The 15607-nt window shown below is 68.1% G+C and carries 17 protein-coding genes; 7 read left to right on the forward strand and 10 right to left on the reverse strand.

The window, feature by feature from the left end; translation table 11 throughout:
- The 8 genes from ACZLIF_RS11850 to ACZLIF_RS11885 form a co-directional block, all read right to left on the reverse strand.
- Positions 1–261, reverse strand: a complete 261-nt coding sequence (locus tag ACZLIF_RS11850) for a MoaD/ThiS family protein (protein WP_111186843.1) — start codon at positions 259–261, stop codon at positions 1–3.
- Positions 258–1514, reverse strand: a complete 1257-nt coding sequence (locus ACZLIF_RS11855) for a molybdopterin molybdotransferase MoeA (RefSeq protein WP_128988281.1) — start codon at positions 1512–1514, stop codon at positions 258–260. Before ACZLIF_RS11855 ends, ACZLIF_RS11850 begins: the two co-directional genes overlap by 4 nt.
- Positions 1511–2509 (reverse strand): bifunctional molybdenum cofactor biosynthesis protein MoaC/MoaB, encoded by a 999-nt coding sequence (gene moaCB, locus ACZLIF_RS11860; RefSeq protein WP_128988283.1) that lies wholly within the window; start codon positions 2507–2509, stop codon positions 1511–1513. Before moaCB ends, ACZLIF_RS11855 begins: the two co-directional genes overlap by 4 nt.
- Before the next feature lie 8 nt (positions 2510–2517).
- Entirely contained in the window at positions 2518–3498 is a 981-nt protein-coding gene (moaA, locus tag ACZLIF_RS11865; protein WP_128988285.1) for a GTP 3',8-cyclase MoaA, read from the reverse strand.
- 220 nt (positions 3499–3718) lie between these two features.
- Complete coding sequence (locus ACZLIF_RS11870) at positions 3719–4399, reverse strand: L,D-transpeptidase (RefSeq protein WP_128988287.1); 681 nt, start codon at positions 4397–4399, stop codon at positions 3719–3721.
- Between the two features lie 142 nt (positions 4400–4541).
- On the reverse strand, positions 4542–4811 hold the full coding sequence (locus tag ACZLIF_RS11875) for a hypothetical protein (RefSeq protein ID WP_053519770.1): 270 nt from the start codon (positions 4809–4811) through the stop codon (positions 4542–4544).
- A 111-nt stretch (positions 4812–4922) separates the two neighbouring features.
- Positions 4923–6323, reverse strand: coding sequence for an MFS transporter (locus tag ACZLIF_RS11880; protein ID WP_128988288.1), 1401 nt, complete (start codon positions 6321–6323; stop codon positions 4923–4925).
- A gap of 12 nt (positions 6324–6335) precedes the next feature.
- On the reverse strand, positions 6336–7082 hold the full coding sequence (locus ACZLIF_RS11885) for a glucose 1-dehydrogenase (protein ID WP_128988290.1): 747 nt from the start codon (positions 7080–7082) through the stop codon (positions 6336–6338).
- Positions 7083–7206: 124 nt separating this feature from the next.
- Between ACZLIF_RS11885 and ACZLIF_RS11890 the strand changes: the two genes are divergently transcribed.
- Both ACZLIF_RS11890 and ACZLIF_RS11895 read left to right on the forward strand, forming a co-directional pair.
- Positions 7207–8094 (forward strand): LysR family transcriptional regulator, encoded by an 888-nt coding sequence (locus tag ACZLIF_RS11890; protein ID WP_128988292.1) that lies wholly within the window; start codon positions 7207–7209, stop codon positions 8092–8094.
- A gap of 72 nt (positions 8095–8166) precedes the next feature.
- Positions 8167–8508: an RcnB family protein gene (locus ACZLIF_RS11895; RefSeq protein ID WP_128988294.1), complete on the forward strand. Its 342-nt coding sequence runs from the start codon at positions 8167–8169 to the stop codon at positions 8506–8508.
- Between the two features lie 97 nt (positions 8509–8605).
- On the opposite strand, the gene ACZLIF_RS11900 is transcribed toward ACZLIF_RS11895, so the two are convergent.
- Entirely contained in the window at positions 8606–9349 is a 744-nt protein-coding gene (locus ACZLIF_RS11900) for an aspartyl protease family protein (RefSeq protein WP_241685951.1), read from the reverse strand.
- A gap of 242 nt (positions 9350–9591) precedes the next feature.
- Between ACZLIF_RS11900 and ACZLIF_RS11905 the strand changes: the two genes are divergently transcribed.
- The gene (locus ACZLIF_RS11905) at positions 9592–10644 is read left to right on the forward strand and encodes a sensor domain-containing diguanylate cyclase (protein WP_128988296.1); all 1053 of its coding nucleotides are present in this window, start codon (positions 9592–9594) and stop codon (positions 10642–10644) included.
- 47 nt (positions 10645–10691) lie between these two features.
- Here ACZLIF_RS11905 and ACZLIF_RS11910 read toward each other — a convergent pair whose 3' ends face one another.
- The gene (locus ACZLIF_RS11910) at positions 10692–11609 is read right to left on the reverse strand and encodes a M14 family metallopeptidase (protein ID WP_478461981.1); all 918 of its coding nucleotides are present in this window, start codon (positions 11607–11609) and stop codon (positions 10692–10694) included.
- A gap of 144 nt (positions 11610–11753) precedes the next feature.
- Between ACZLIF_RS11910 and ACZLIF_RS11915 the strand changes: the two genes are divergently transcribed.
- From ACZLIF_RS11915 to ACZLIF_RS11930, 4 genes are read left to right on the forward strand one after another with little or no spacing between them, the layout of a single operon-like run.
- On the forward strand, positions 11754–12407 hold the full coding sequence (locus ACZLIF_RS11915; protein ID WP_128987980.1) for a DUF3348 family protein: 654 nt from the start codon (positions 11754–11756) through the stop codon (positions 12405–12407).
- 11 nt (positions 12408–12418) lie between these two features.
- Positions 12419–14596, forward strand: coding sequence for a DUF802 domain-containing protein (locus ACZLIF_RS11920; RefSeq protein ID WP_128987979.1), 2178 nt, complete (start codon positions 12419–12421; stop codon positions 14594–14596).
- Positions 14593–15231: an OmpA family protein gene (locus ACZLIF_RS11925; protein WP_053517790.1), complete on the forward strand. Its 639-nt coding sequence runs from the start codon at positions 14593–14595 to the stop codon at positions 15229–15231. Before ACZLIF_RS11920 ends, ACZLIF_RS11925 begins: the two co-directional genes overlap by 4 nt.
- The gene (locus tag ACZLIF_RS11930; RefSeq protein ID WP_128987977.1) at positions 15221–15598 is read left to right on the forward strand and encodes a DUF2894 domain-containing protein; all 378 of its coding nucleotides are present in this window, start codon (positions 15221–15223) and stop codon (positions 15596–15598) included. The genes ACZLIF_RS11925 and ACZLIF_RS11930 overlap by 11 nt, the downstream gene beginning before the upstream one ends.
- Positions 15599–15607 lie beyond the last annotated feature (9 nt).

The raw sequence follows: 15607 nt of genomic DNA on the forward strand, positions 1-15607 counted from the left end.
TCAGCCCCCGCTCACCGGCGGCAGGATGGCCACGCGGCCATCCTCCGGCAGCATATCGTGATCGCGCAGCACGCGCTGCTGGTCGGCGAAGGCCGAATAGTCCAGCAGGCCAGCACGGAAACCGGGCCAACGCACCGGCAGCAGCTCGCGCAGCGCCTGGCGCAGGTCGGCCACGGTCGCACCCGACACCTCCAGCGTGATCTCCCGACGCTCATCCAGATCGGAGAACGCACCGAACAACTGCAACGTCACCTGTTTCATTCCCACTCCCTGCCCGTCAGCTGCACCGGGTCGGCGTGGCCCCAGCCCTGTACGCGCACCGCGCTGCCGGCCGGAACCAGATCGCCCTCGTCCTCCAGCACCACCCAGGCGTTGGCCTGCACCATGGACATCAGACGGAACGATTCCTGTCCGGACAGCACCCGCGCGCTCAGCTGGCCCTGCTCGTCCAGCTCCACCCGCGCACGGGCGTGGACGCGCAGGCCGGGTGGCTTGCGCACCATCGCCTGCAGGGGAAGCCGCAGCACCGGCTCCTGCGCCAGCCCCAGCAGCCGGCGCAGTACAGGCTCGACAAAGAACCGCTGCCCCACTGCCGCCGACACCGGGTTGCCCGGCAGGCCGAAATACAGCGCACCGTCGGGCAGTACCGCAAACAGCAGCGGCTTTCCCGGACGGATCGCCACTTTGTGGAACACGATTCGCGCCCCGCGCGCGCGCAGTGCGTCGGGCACGAAGTCGTAACGGCCCGCAGAGACCGCACCGGTACTGACCAGTACCCGCGCACCGGCCGCCAGTGCCTGGTCCAGCGCTGCATCGAACGCGGCCACATCATCCCCGACGGTGCCCTGCCACACCACCTCAGCTCCGGCCGCGTGCAGCCGCCCGACCAGGTAGGGGCGGTTGCTGTCACGGATCTGCCCGGACTCCAGCGCCTGCGTCGCCTCGCTCACCAGCTCCTTGCCGGTGGCAATCACCGCCACCGCCGGTCGCGACATCACCACCACCTCGCCAACGCCAAGGGCGTGCAGCAGGGTCCGTGCGTTGATATCCACCCTCTGTCCCGCCCGCAGCACGCATTCGCCTTCGGCTACGTCCTCGCCCCGCAGGCGTACGTTCTGGCCCGGCCTGACCACGCTCTTCAGCGCGATTCGGGTCGGACGGCCCGCTTCGCTGGCGAGGATCTGCACGTTCTCGATCGGTACCACCGTGTCCAGGCCGCCCGGCATGCGCGCGCCGGTCATGATCTCCCAGGCGCCCTCGCCGCCTTCGGCATCGCCATCACCCGCCGCCTGCCAGCCCTGCACCGTGAATTCGGTACCCGACTCGAACGCCACCCCGTTGGCGCGCAGCGCAAAACCGTCCATTGCCGAATTGTCGAACGGCGGCAATGCCTGTGCGCTGTGGATGTCACTGGCCAGGGTGCGGCCTGCGGCCTCCTGCAGGGGCAGACGCTCGGCGGGAAGCGGCGTGGCCGCCTCCAGCAGATGCTGCAGTGCTTCACTGTAGAGAATCACGCGTGGTCACCACCATCGACCATCGCCAGGGCGTGGCCCAGCACCGGCGCCAGGATGTCCAGGCACTGCGCTGCCGCCTTCGGGCTGCCGGGCAGCGCGAACACCAGCATGCTGCCCAGTTGCACCACCTCGGCGCGGCTCAGCCAGGCCATCGGCGTGTGCTGCGCGCTCAGCGCCCGGACCATCTGCGCCAGGCCATGCACCGGCCGCGCGTTCAACGAACGCAGCGCCTCCGGGGTGAGGTCGCGCGGGCCCAGACCGGTGCCGCCGGTGCACAGGCACAGGCGCACGCCGTCGGCGGCCAATGCCTGCAGGCGACCCGCCAACGGTTCGATGCCATCGGGCAGCACGTCGGCAGCCACCACCTCGCCGCCCAGCTTGTTCAGGCCGGCCACCAGGGTCGGGCCAGAAACGTCCTCATAAGTGCCTTCACTGGCACGGTCGCTCAGCGTGATCACCGCGCAGGCCGCACCTTGCAGGCCCTTCGGCGCACGCGGTCTGAAGCGCTCGCGTTCGGCATCATCCATGCCATCAGGATGCAGCCACAGGCCGCGCTTGCCACCTTCCTTGAACAGCAGACGGATACCTTCGATGCGCAGCGCCGGTTCCACCGGTTTGCTCAGGTCGTACAGGGTCAGCAGCGCCGCGTTGACGCCGGCCAGCGCTTCCATCTCCACACCGGTACGCGCCTCGCTGGCACACTCGCACCAGACCCGGATGGCGTGCCGTTCCGGCACCGGCGCGCAGAACACCTGCACCAGTTCCAGCGGCAGCGGATGGCACAATGGCATCAGCATCGACGCCATCTTCGCCCCCTGCAGGCCGGCGATCTCGGCCATGACCAGCGCATCGCCCTTCGGCAGGCGACGCTCGACGATCAACGGGTACGCCAGTGGACCGGCATGCAGCTCGCCCACCGCCACCGCCCGCCGGCGACTGATGCGCTTGTTGCGGACATCGGCCATATGGAAGGCCGCGTTCAGTTCCCCACTCATCGTGCTGCTCATCCTCCGATGGACGCCAGGTGCGGGGTCAGCCCGGTCCGGCCCTGGTGCAGGCCATGCCCGGCCGCTTTCAGGCCAAGCTGGGTGGTGATGCGCGCCAGCAGCGCGTCATGGTCGTCATCGTGCTGCAGCAGCGCGCGCAGCGGCACGCCGAAGTCGCCGAACAGGCACAGCCGCAGGTCTCCCCTGGCTGTTACCCGCAAGCGGTTGCAGCCCTTGCAGAAATCGCGCGAGTACGGCGCGATGATGCCGATGCTGCCACGATGGTCCGGATGGCCGAACTCGCGCGCCGGGCCGGCATCGGCCGCCCGGGCACGCTCGCGCCAGCCGGCCGCCAGCAACTGATCGATCACCCCGTCGGCACGCAGGTGATGCTGCTGGAAATAGGCTTCGTTGTCGCCGGTCCGCATCAGTTCGATGAAGCGCACGCTGAAGGGACGGTCGCGCAGGTACGCCATCCACTGCGGCAGCTCATCGTCGTTGAGGCCGCGCAGCAGCACCGCGTTGAGCTTGATCGACGGCAGCCCCAGCGCCTGCGCCAGGGCCAGGCCCTGCTCGATCTCCGGCAGGCGGTCATGCCCGGTGATCGCGGCAAAACGTTCGCGCCGCAGACTGTCCACGCTGACGTTCAGCGCAGTCAGGCCGGCGCGGTGCCAACCCGGCAGGCGACGCGGCAACTGCGTGCCGTTGGTGGTGATGGCCACTTTGCCGATACCCGGCACCGCCGCCACGGCCGCGATGATGTCATCAAGATCCTTGCGCAGGCTGGGCTCGCCACCGGTCAGCCGGATCTTGCTCATGCCCAGCGCCGCGAAGGCGCGGACCAGGCGGCTGATCTCCTCGACCTGCAGGAAACGCGGGCGGCCATCGGCCTGGTACCCTTCCGGCAGGCAATAGCCACAACGGAAGTTGCAGGCTTCGGTCAACGACAGACGCAGGTACGGAAAGCTGCGTCCGAAACCGTCGGTGAGTTGGCTCATGGCTGGTCCACCTTCTTGCTCCACCGTCCTGCCTGTTGCCGCGTGATGTCGGCGCATCACAGCATGCGGCCTGCGCTGCCACGGGAGTGTGACTGGGCCCATCATGAACGATTTCCGGCAGCGGGTGCACGCTGCCGGGCAACAGGAAGAGCCGCAGCCAGTGTCCGGATGGATGCGCGCCAGGCTGACCGCGCCGCCCAGCGGGCCGGCGGTGGAGCGTCTACCTGCGGGCAGATCGTGCGCGCTTGCCGCCGTTGTGCTGCGCAGCCGCGCGGCTCTGTGCGAACTCGGGGAAGGTCTGCTCGATCGGGTCCACGTCCGGCAGGATGTAGAACACCCCGCCCCGCTCGAAGGTGGAACGGATGATGCGTTCGTAGAACTCCGGCGAGACGTTGATGCAGCCGTGCGTGACGCGGTTGTCGTCCGGCGACGGCGATGCCAGGCGCTCGACACGCCTCTCTGCTGGAACGCCGGTCGCGGTCGGATGGATGGAGACTGCGGACTCGTAGTCCACCCACAGCACCCGCCCTGCATCGATCGAAGGGCCGTAGCCGCCCACGAAGCGACCTGCAGGCGTGGTGCGGTCCCGTCCCGGAATGGCACGCAGGGCGAGACCCGCAACGCCGGGCGCGGTGTGGTCGCCGGTCGCTGAACCGAACAATGCAGGGGCCGCGCCGCGCAGCCGGCCGTCGCCACCGAACACCAGGATCTGCGCGGCAGCCTTGTCCATGACCGCGAACGGATAGCCTTGGCTGTCCTTGGAAGCCACGACCCAGCCCGCCAGTTCGATCACGGTTTCGGAGACATCCTGGCCGGGTGGCAGTTCATCAACGGCGGCCGACGGCGGCGAGACGGCATCTTCCGCATTGACGACACCGACCACCAGGAACGCCAACGCCACTGCCAGAGCAGCGCGATGGGCATGGCGCGCAAGGGAGGAGTGGGTATGGATGGGAGCATTCCTCGAAAGCTGTGTTACGGGAGGACACCAGTGGCCGCTGCGGCCACTGGGCCCCTGACTCCGATGTTCAGGCTACAGGCGGTCAGCCGCGCGGGGTGCGGCGAGGTGCCCGTTCAAGCTGCTGGACGCGGCCTTCGATCTGATCCAGACGCTGGTTGGCCTGCTGCGCCGACTGATTGGCCGACTCGGCGCTCTGCGCCGCACCCTGCACCTTCACATCAAGCTGGTCGAGCCGCGAGTTGATCGTTGCGAAATCGTCCTTGTAGGTGGCGCAGGCCCCAAGGCCTACGGTGGCGACAATCGCCACACCGAGCGTACGTGCCATCATCAGGTGCTGCTTGGTAAGAATCATTCCACTCCCTCCTTCGTCTGGGGTGTCTGGAATATAGCGGCGTTTCGGCACACTCTCCGATTGGCTTTCAGCTGCAGGTGGAAGACGTGGACGTCGCGTGAAGACCCCGTCTCAACCACGTCGCCAAGCGAATCCGGCGGCAATCGCCAAGGATGCCGCGATCACCAGCGAGGCCACCACGAACGCGGTGCGCACCTCCGCGGGCGTTGCCGTGTCAGGCGCGACGGCGAAGAACACACCGCCCACCAATGCCACCGACAGCGCCGCACTGATCTGCAGTGTCGCACTCACGATGCCTGCGGCCAGCCCGGCGTGGCGGGCATCCACATGGTCCACGCTCTGCTTCACCAGCGCCGGAAGCGCAATGCCCTGTCCTGCGCCGATCAGAAACAGCGGAAGCGGCAGCCACGACGGCATGTCCAGCAGCGCGAGCGTTGCGACCGCCAGCAGGCCCGCAACTTCCATCACCATCCCGTGCGATGCACCCTGTGCAGCCAGCCGCCGGAACGCCGAACCACACAGCGGCCCGAGAAGGAAACCCAGCCCCAACGGCAGGATCGCCAACCCCGCCGACGCGCTGCTGCGCCCCAGCGCGGACTGCTGATACACCGCGAAGACGAGAAAGAACGCAGCCAGCGCGTAGAAGAAGAATGTCGCTGACAGACTGCGCCTCAACCCGCGTATCTGCAGCAGCGATGGCAATACCAGCGGCATCTGCCCACGCCCCACGCATCGCTGCTCATGCCTCCAGAACAACAGCAGCAGGGGGCCGCTTGCCAGCAGCAGTCCTACGCACCACCACGGCCACTGGCGCTGGCGGCCCTCGATGATCGGTACCACCAGCGCCAGCAACGACGCCGCCAGTGCCACCGCTCCGACAGCGTCCAGCCGCGCTCCCTGGCGGGCGTGCGACTCACGCAGCAGCACGAATGCAGCCGGCACCGCGGCTGCGATGATGGGAAGATTGATGAGGAACACGCTCCTCCACCCTGTTCCCCACAGATCGGCTGTCACAAGCACCCCTCCCAGCAGCTGCCCGCCCACCGATGCGAGGCCGAAGGTGGCGCCATACAGGCCAAGCGCACGGCGCTTCTCGCTGTCCGGGAACATTGCGTGGATCGATGCCAATGACTGCGGGGCCATCAGCGCAGCCGACATCCCCTGCAGCAGACGTCCGGCCACCAGCACTTCAGCCGCAGGCGCCAGGCCGCACAGCGCCGATGCCAGGCCAAACCCCAGCATGCCTGCGATGAACACCCGCTTCCTGCCGTAGATGTCGCCCAGCCGGCCTCCCAGGATCAGGGTCACCGCGTAGGCCGTGGCGTAGACCGAGATGACCAGCTGCGAGACATCCGGGGGCGCGTGCAGATCGACACGGATGGCCGGCAACGCGACATTGACGATGAAGAAGTCGAGCGGCGGCAGCAGCGTGCCTGTCAGCAGTACAGCCAATGCCATCCAACGGCGCGGATCGGGCGATACAGCGCCCGCAGCGTCAGCCGGTAGATTCATGACGTCCCCCACTCAGCGCATGCCGCCAGAGGCAAGCAGGGTGTCGCCGCTCATCCATCGCGAATCGTCCGAGGCGAGAAACGCAACGATCGGCGCCACGTCCAGCACCTGGCCTGTCCGGCCCAGTGGTGTCTGCGCCAGATTCCAGGCCTGGAACCCGGAATCGACGACACCCGCAGCGTGCGTGCCCTCGGTTTCGATCAAGCCGGGATTGACCGCATTGACACGGATGCCGCGCGGACCAAGCTCCCTGGACAACACGCCGGTGATGGCGTCCATCGCGCCCTTCGAACCGGTGTAGATGGCGCTGTCCACCGGCAGGATGCGGGTCACGAATGAACTGATGTTGATGATGCTTGCACCGGGCCGCAGATGGGGAACGGTGGCGGCAGTGACCAGCAGCGGGCCCAGCACATTGATGTCGAACTGGTGGCGATAGAGCGCCTCGGTGGTGTCCTCGATCTTCGCGAACCGGTACACGCCCGAGTTGTTCACCACCACATCCAGCCTGCCGAACGCACCCAGGGCCGTGGCCACCAGTGCATCGACCTCGCGTGCGTCACGCACGTCGGCGCGCACCGCCAACGCCCGACCACCGGCGGCTTCGATATCGGCAACGACCTGTTCGGCGCCCTCCCGGCTCGAGGCGTAGTTGACGACGACGCTGGCGCCGTCGGCCGCCAGGCGGCGGGCAACCGCAGCGCCAATGCCCTTCGAAGCGCCGGTGACCAGCGCGACCTTGTCTTTCAGCGTGTTCATATCAAGCGGATCCAGTTCCAGGGGGAGGCGGTCAGTGCGACCGGGGCCTATGCTGGAACTTTCAAACTTGTATGTGGACTGACACTGATGCACATTCGTCGTACATTTTTGAACGAGCACGATCATGGAATGGGGTGATGTCCGTGTCTTCCTGGCGATCGTGCGGGGCGGGTCGCTGGGTGAGGCGGCGCGGCGCCTTGGTGTCAGCCATCCCACGGTGGGCCGCCGGTTGAAGGCCCTTGAACAGCACGCCCGGCAGCCCCTGCTGCGGCGGACGCGGGACGGGCTGGTCACGACCGATGCCGGTGATGCGGTGCTGGCCCTGGCCGAAGCCATGGAGAACTCCGCCCTGGCCATGGAGCGCCGCCTGGAAGGCAGCCCGGGCCGGCTGGAAGGCATTCTGCGCATTTCGAGCGCGGACTGGTTTGCCTGCCACGTGCTGACGCCCGTGCTCGCCGAACTGGTACGCCGGCATCCGGCGGTGGTTCCGGAACTGATCGCCAGCTATCGACTGCTGGACCTGTCGCGCCGCGATGCCGACGTCGCGTTCCGCATCGTGCCGTTCAGTGAGCCGGACATCGTCCAGCGCCTCGTGATGACCCTGCCCTACGGCCTGTATGGTTCGGTCTCGACCACCGCCCGGCTGCAGGACGACCCCGATTCGGTCGGACTCATCCTGATGAACACCGCGCAGTCGCACTTCCCCGACGTGGAATGGTTGCTGCAGCGGTTTCCGCGTTCACCGCGCGCATTCACCAGTACCAGTCGCAGTGTCCAGGCGCAGATGTGCCTGCACGGTACCGGTATCGCCGTGCTGCCCCGTGCGTTGGGTGACGCGGTAGCCGGACTGCAGCGCATCGAATCACACGGGACGCCCCCTTCGCGGGGCATCTGGGTGGGCTATCACCAGGATCTGCGCCACATGGACCGTCTGCGTGCCCTGCTGGACATCCTCGATTCGACGCTGCCGCCAACAGGCGCCGCCCCCTCGGCAGGGAAACAGACAGCATGATTCCGTTCACGGGCGTTGGCCTATGGTCCACCTCACCAGGCCGGCAGGACCGGCCACTGACAGGAGGATGCCATGAGGACCCGACACGTCGCACCTGCTCTGATGGTGGCACTGCTCGCCGTCGCACCGGCCTGGGCGGATCCGCCGCACCACGCCCGCGGAAACGGTCCCCCGCCGCACGCAGGCGGGCCGCACAACCGCGACGCACCGCCGCCGGGATGGCAGAAGAAGGCATGGCGGCGAGGCGATCATCTGCCGTGGGCGGAAGTGGATCGTCGCTACTGGGTGGATGACTACGCACGCTACAGGCTGCGTGATCCCGGCCGCGGCCAGCGCTGGGTCCGCCAGAGCGACACCGAGTATCTGCTTGTTGAAATCGCCACCGGCGTGATCGTCGACGCGCTGCGTCGGTGAACGCAGCCCTGGCTGACCCATCGGGCGCAGACGCGCGATGGGTCAGCCCTTCCTGCGCTGCCTGCCGCTGCTGCGTCCAGCGCTGGGCGCTGAAGGGCTAGTTCGGCAGCGCGCGCGCGTTACCGTTTGGCCGCAGATGGAGCTGCCCGGTTCTGGTATCCAGCAGGATATTGAAGTTGCGCAGTGTTTCGCTGCCCAGCGTGCCGTCGGCATTGGATCCATCCTCATCGATGGTGAACGACACCTTGGGCTGTTCCAGTCGCAGCCCGCCCACATCGACCGATGCGATCCGTGCATCGACGGCCCGGATCTTCCTGCCCGCCGAGCCGCTGAACTGCGAGGTACCGATGGTGCGGGTGAACACCTCCTGCAGTCGGTGGCGCGAGCTGTACGCATGACCCAGATCGATGGCGCCGTTGCTGCCGGTGTCCACGAACAGCCAGGCCGCAAGTGTCGAGCCACCCTCACGCAGAAGCACTTCGATGGCGGGCGTATTGTCGATCCAGCGGACGTTCGCGCGGGTGTATCCGTGCAGATCCGGCAACCGGTCGTGCACGTGCAGCAGCTTGCGGTCGTAGTCGATCTCGATGATGCGCCCCGCGAAGAATGTCCAGCCAAGCACGGCGTCGAACGGACGCTTGCCGTAGTCGATCACGGCCGCCCCCATCGTCCGGCGCATGTCTCCCACGACGACCGTGTTGTAGGTACTGTAGTCCACGAAACTCACGCCATCGGAGCCGGTGTTCTCGGAGCGGTCATCGACCTGCATCGACGCCGCCTTGCGGGCGGCAACCGTAGCTGCCAGTCCTTCAGCGCCAGGATGGCTTCCAGTGGAGGGCAACGGCAGATTGCCGCCTGCCTTGGATGCGGCAGGGGTGGAGAAGGTTTAGACGCCTGCCGCGCTGCCCTCGATGATTCCGGACCGAAGCAAACGGGCGCCCGGCGCCCGCGGCCCCGCGTTGCCATCCGGCGCTGACGTCGGCGACCGCAGCATGCACGGGCCGTTGACGTCGCAATGCCAGACTGCTGGAGCGCGCTCCACCGTGGAGCGCCGTTGGTCGTGCGATCTTGGGGGGATCGGCAATGCCCTACTTCACTGATTCGACCGAGGTGGCCGTCGAGGGTATCGGCGCGGCGCGGCGCATCGGTTGGATGCGGTTCGTCGGCAGCAGCCTGGCGGCCCTCCCCCTGGCCTCCATCCTGCTCGAACGCCAGGATGGTGTGTGGCCATGGACGCTGCTGCTGCTCAACGCGCTGGCATGGCCGACGATCGCTCTGGTCCTCACCCGGCGTTCCCCCGAGCCGGCCGCCACCCAGTTCCGCTGCATGGTGCTCGATTCCTTCCTTGGCGGCGCGTGGATCGCGTTCATCGCCCTCAGCATCGTGCCCAGCGCACTGTTCACCGCCCTGCTGGTGGCCGACAAGATCGCAGCAGGGGGAGTGCGGCTGGCGCTGCGGGCGACGCTGGCGCTGGTGCTGGGTTTTGGACTCGTCTGGTTCGCGCTGGGCTTCCCCTACCAGCCGACCACCTCGCAACGCAGCATCATGCTGAGCATGCCGTTCCTGTTCGTGTACGGCATCGGCCTCAGCATCCTGAGCTGGCAACTCGCGCGCCGGGTCAAATCACAGAACCGGCAGCTGCGGCGGCTGAGCCGGATGGATCCGCTGGTGGAGCTGGCCAACCGGGGCTTCCTGATCCACCGTGCCCAGCAGGCGCTGGACAAATCGCAGCGCCACGGCGGCATGGCGTGCCTGTTGATGCTGGACGTGGATGACTTCAAGCGCATCAACGATTCGCAGGGGCATCGCGCCGGCGATCAGGTCCTGCGGCATATCGCCACGACACTGCGCGAATTCGCCAGCCCGGCCGATACGGCTGCCCGGCTCGGTGGGGATGAGTTCGTCGTGCTGCTGCGCGACTGCGCCGCGTCAGACGCCATGCAGATGGCGGCACGCATCCGGCAACGCCTGCACGAGAACGCACGCCGGACAGGACCGGCGAGCGATTTCAGTGTCAGCATGGGAGTCGCTGCGAGCCCGCGACACGGCAGTGTCGAGGACTGGCTGGCACTGGCCGACCGAGCCCTCTACCACGCCAAGCGGCAAGGCAAGGACACCGCCAGTTTCGCCGAGTAATGGCCGCGTAGCAGCGTCATCCTGATCGGTCGCATTCCCGGTCGGGATCAGTGCGCCAGGGCGAAATCCAGGCCCGCACAGACCGCCGCGACCTGCGCGTCGTTGCACTCCTGCGGGTGGGTACGCGGACTGTCCGGGTAGACCTCCGTGGTGGTGGCAAAACGCGCATCGGTGAATGCGGCGCAGGCCCCGATCGAGCGCGATTCACCCCATACCACGCCCGGTGACTGCAACGGCAGGCCGACCAGGTTGCCTTCGGCATCGGCCGGGGCGATATGGGTGATCGGCGCCACGGCGGCGATCAGCGCCTGCTGGAATGCCGGTTGCGGGTCTTCGCTGTTGCCGATCACGTAGAAGCCATCGGGAATGGTGTCCCGCTCGAAGGGCTTGCCATCACGGGCGCAACGGGCCGGGTCGAACTCGTGCAGGTCGCTGTCGGTGGTTTCGTGCAGGTCCAGGTGCACCCGGATGTCGGCCTTGCGCCCGGCCACCCAGCGCATCAGCGAGGCGGCTTCCTCGATCAGGCCGCCGTCGCGGAAGCTGCGGTTCGGGTCCAGGGCAGCGGGGTTCCAGCGCTGGATGCGCTCATAGCCCCACGGACTCACGCAGGGGGCCACGATCAGGTTCAGACGCCCCAGGTAGCGCTCGGCCTGCTGCTCCAGGAACTGCAGGGCACCGTGTACGCCGCTGGTCTCATAACCATGCACGCCGCCGGTAACCAGCGCCGTCGGCAGTGCCGGGTTCCAGTCGTGGTTGACCACGGCGAACAGGGGATAGTGGTCCGGCGCGTAATCGAGCTGCCCGTACTGGATCACGTCGAAACGCTCGTCCAGGCGTTCCAGCGCCGCCACCACATCGTCATGGTAGCTGCGCTGGCGTTGCTGGCGGGCCCGCCACTGCGCGCGTTCCGGATCGCCCCAGGGCTGTCCGGGGGTGCCGATCGGGTAGAACTGCGCAACAGTCATGGGTGCTCCAGAGGTCGAACGTGGTGAGTGCAGCCGGTCATTCTAAGCCTTGTGGCGCCTGCGGGCCCGCCCACCCGTCCCGCCCTTCATCCAGCCAGGCTCATCTGGCTGTAAAATCAACGGTTTTTGGCCCCTCACCCCTTGATGGCGAACGCAGCGCAGACGGTCCTGGGTGGACCGGATTTCCTTCGCCTGCTCGCCCGTCTCAGCGACGGCGCGATGCCGGCCACCAGTCCCGTCCTGACCGATCGCCTCGGTCAGTGGGTGGACTGGAGCCGTGCTGTCGCGCTGTCGACGGCACTGGGCGGACGCGTGCCTGCAGCGGCGGACGCGGGCGAGGCGATGGACGACCTGCTGGCCGACTGCGAGCAGGCCCATGCCAGCCTGCTGGCGTCGATTCGTGATGACGCCGAAGCCGAGCGCCTGCTCGATCTGGCCGAGGCGGCCGCCACACCCACCTTTGCCTCGTTGCGGCAGCGCTACCGGGTGCTGCAGCAGGCCATCCAGACCGCGACCGGGCGCCTGCGCGGACGCCTCCGTGACCAGTTGCTGCGGGCCTCACCCGAGTTGGCGCGGCTGGCCGAGATCGACGCCGTGATGGAGCAGACCCTCAGCCCGCGCGAGCACAGCCTGCTGGCCATCGCCCCGGCAGTGCTGGGCACCCGCTTCGACCGCGTGCATGGCCAGCCCGGCTGGCGCACCGCATTCCGCCATGACATGCGCTCGCTGCTGCTTGCCGAGCTGCAGCTGCGCTTCCACCCGATCAAGGGGCTGCTGGCAGCCCTGCGCTCCCACTGACCCGGAACACCATGTCCAGAACTGCTTTCCCTGTCGTTGTCTTCCTTGTCGGCCTGCTGGCCGTGTGCTGGATCGGCATCGGCTACGTTTCGGTGCACCCGCTGGGTGCAGCGGTCGCGGCGGTCATTGCCGCCTGCTACATCGCCGGTGGTGTGGAGCTGTACCGCTATCGCCAGGCCAGCGCGGGCCTGCGCGATGCCCTGGGCGATCTGTCCGCCGCCGAGGAGCGCCTGGCACCCTGGCTGGAGCGCGTGCCGGCAAGCCTGCGCAATGCCGTGCGCCTGCGCGTGGAAGGTGAGCGCACCGCCCTGCCCGGCCCGGTCCTGACACCGTACCTGGTCGGCCTGCTGGTGCTGCTGGGCATGCTCGGCACCCTGCTGGGCATGATGGACACCCTGCGCGGCACCGGCCTCGCCCTGCAGAGCGCCACCGACATGGCCGCCATCCGCGGCTCGCTGGCATCCCCGGTACAGGGCCTGGCCGTCGCCTTCGGTACGTCGATTGCCGGTGTCGCCAGTTCGGCCATGCTGGGGCTGCTTTCGGCGCTGTTGCGCCGGGATCGCCTGCAGGCCGTGCAGCAGCTCGACCGTGCCATCTCCGGCCCGCTGCACCCGTATTCGCAGGCGTGGCAACGCGCCGAATCCCTGCGACTGCTGCAGGCGCAGTCCGCAGCGCTGCCGGCCCTGGTCGAACGCCTGCAGGCGATGACCGGTGCCTTCGAGCAGCACAGCCTGGCGGCCAACGAACGGCTGCTGGCCGGCCAGGCCGAGTTCCTCAGCCAGAGCCAGGCGCTGCAGGAGCGCCTGGCGGCCTCCCTCCAGCAATCGCTGCGCGAAGGCGCCGAAGCCAGCGCAGCGGCCATCGGCGGTGCCCTGCAGCCGATGGCGGAAACCACGCTGGCTGGCCTGGCCAGCCACGGCCAGGCCCTGCATGCGCGCGTTGAAAAGGCGGTGCAGCAGCAGCTTGCCGGGCTGGCGGACGGCTTCGAGCGCAGCCGCGTATCGACTGAAGCCAGCTGGACGCGGGTGATGGCCGAACAGGCCCAGGCACAGCAGGCGCTGGTGTCCGACCTGCGTCAGCATCTGCAGGCCTTCAGCGACGCCCAGGGTGCACACGGCGAAGCAGTGGTGGCACGCATCGGCGAACGGCTGCAGGCGGATGCCGACCGCCAGACCGACGCGTGGCGCACTGCGGCCGACCAGCAGCATGCGCTGAACACCACGCTGGTTGAGCGCCAGCAGCAGGCGCTGGAGGCGGTCAGCCAGCATCTGGACGAACGGGCCCAGTCGCTGCTTCACGCGCTTGAAGAACGTCATGCAGCCAGCCAGTCGCTGCTGCAGGACCACGAGCAGCAGCGCCAGGCGCGCTGGGAGGCCGCCAGCACCCATCTGCAACAGGCCCACGCCGCGCTGCAGGCACAACTGCAGGCCGGTGACGAGCAGCGCCTGCAACGCTGGAGCGACGCGCTGCACACCCTGTCGAACGATCTGGCCGAACGCCTGCACGCCAATGGAGAACGCCTGGCTGCGCAGCAGCAGCAGATCTGCGACACGCTGGCGGAGACCGCGCAGCAGATCGGCGAGAACGGCCGTGCCCAGGCCAGCGCAACGCTCGCGGAAGTCTCGACCCTGCTGCAGACGGCTGCCGCCGCACCGAAGGCCGCTGCCGACGTCATCAACGAGCTGCGCAGCACGCTCTCCGAGAGTCTGGTGCGCGACAACGCGATGCTGGAGGAGCGCGGCCGCCTGCTGGCGACGGTGCAGACCCTGCTGGATGCGATCAACCATGCCTCGCATGAACAACGCAGCGCGGTCGATGCACTGGTGGGCGGCTCGGCGGAACTGCTGGAGCGCGTCGGCAACCGCTTCACCGACCACATCGCGGCCGAAACCGGCAAGCTCGACGGCATCGCCGCACTGCTCGATGGCAGCGCCACTGAAGTCGGCCACCTTGCCGGCGCCTTCGGCGACGCCGTGGCCCAGTTCGGCGCCGCATCGGCCGAGCTGTCGGGCCGGCTGGAACAGATCGGTGGCGCGCTGGATGCCTCGCTGGCCCGCAGCGACGAGCAGTTGGCCTATTACGTGGCGCAGGCGCGCGAGGTGGTCGACCTGAGCCTGCTGTCGCAGAAACAGGTGATGGAGGAGCTGCAACAGTTGGCCGCGCGCCGCGGCAAGGCCGGCACCGCATGAGCGACGAGCTGGAGGTCGACGGCGGTTCGCACGCGCCGATCTGGGCGGCATTCGGCGACCTGATGTCGGTACTGCTCGGCGCGTTCGTGCTGATCCTGGTCGGCGTGGTAGCGGTCCAGCTGGAACTCTCGCAGCGGCTGGAGGATGAAGTCAGGCAGCGCCAGGCCGAAGCCAAGCGCCTGCAGACGCTGGAGCAGGCACTGGCCGGCCCGCTGGCGGCGGGCCGGGTGACGCTGGTCGATGGCCGCATCGGCATCAGCGGCAGTGTGCTGTTCGCCCTCAATTCAGACCAGCTGCAGCCGGAGGGCCAGGAGCTGCTGCGCAGCCTGGCCGCACCGCTGGCTGCCTACCTGGGCAGCCGCGAAGAGATCCTGATGGTCAGCGGCTTCACCGATGATGCGCCGGTGCGCGAAGGCAACCGTCGTTTCGCCGACAACTGGGAACTGTCCGCGCAGCGTTCGCTGACGGTGACTCGTACCCTGATCGCCGATGGCGTACCGGCCGATGCGGTGTTCGCCGCCGCCTTCGGCAGCGAGCAGCCGGTCAGCTCCAATGCCAGCGAAGATGGCCGCGCGCGCAACCGCCGCGTGGAGATCGCGCCGATTCCCAGGCCCAGGGCACCGGATGGCAGATAAGCTGCCAGCGCTGGAGGGGCTGCGTGCACTGGTGCGCGATCTCGATGCGGGGTCGCGCTCGCTGGCGGACTACCCGCAGGTGCCGATGCTGCAGCAGGTGCAGCACGAGTGGTCGGAGCTGCGCAGTGAACTGCAGGTGCGCCGTTCGCTGCGCGCCGAGGCCCCTGCCGACGGCGGCCCGCTGAACTCCGCGGTACTGGTGCAGCGCATGCTCGATTCGATGCAGGCCGCCAGCCCCGGCTATCTGCGCCACTTCATCGATTACGTCGATACCCTGTCGTGGTTGCAGGCGCTGCAGGACGGTGCGGCCAGCGGCGGTGATGCGGCGAAACCGAAGCGCGCGCGCAAGCCCCGCAACCCCGGTTGAGGCCCGGCC

This window comes from Stenotrophomonas sp. 2201_Sma (assembly GCF_056486685.1).